Origin of the sequence: Anaerotignum faecicola, assembly GCA_024460105.1 — a bacterium.
In the GTDB taxonomy this organism is placed as follows: Bacteria; Bacillota; Clostridia; order Lachnospirales; family Anaerotignaceae; genus JANFXS01.
The window spans coordinates 1-406 of record JANFXS010000468.1; the positions used below are offsets into that span (position 1 = coordinate 1).

At 42.9% G+C, this 406-nt stretch carries 2 protein-coding genes; both read right to left on the minus strand.

The window, feature by feature from the left end; all coding sequences use genetic code 11:
- Positions 1-192, minus strand: a 192-nt coding sequence (locus NE664_14910; protein MCQ4727926.1) for a hypothetical protein, incomplete at its 3' end; no start/stop codon positions are given.
- On the minus strand, positions 192-406 hold a 215-nt coding region (locus NE664_14915), incomplete at its 5' end, for a hypothetical protein (GenBank protein MCQ4727927.1). The genes NE664_14910 and NE664_14915, both read right to left, overlap by 1 nt.

Below are 406 nucleotides of genomic sequence, written 5' to 3' on the forward strand. Positions count from 1 at the left end.
TAACCTTACAACCGCCGACACAATCTCTTTGTTGTCAAATCTAGGTATATTAAACTGGAGAAAAATCCCCATGAAACTTGATGAATTGATCTCTCTCCACATTGCAAGTTCTGTGTGATTATAGTTATTATCGTTTCCGGAATAACGACTAATAAATGTATCTCCAGTACAAAGAATTGTCTGTTCCGCCATTATATCTTACTCCTTCCCGTCCGATACGCCTGGTTTTCCTGCTGGGCCAACTTTACAACTTTGTTAAAATCATCAACATTGCTGGCATCAATAGTACAGTAAAATACGTTGACTGTTCCAGCTCCGTTCTTAGCAACATTGCTCGGCACAACACGAGATCCTCGCGGAAGACGCACCAGTTCCGGCCCGTGTTCACCCACCCAAGCATCACCAT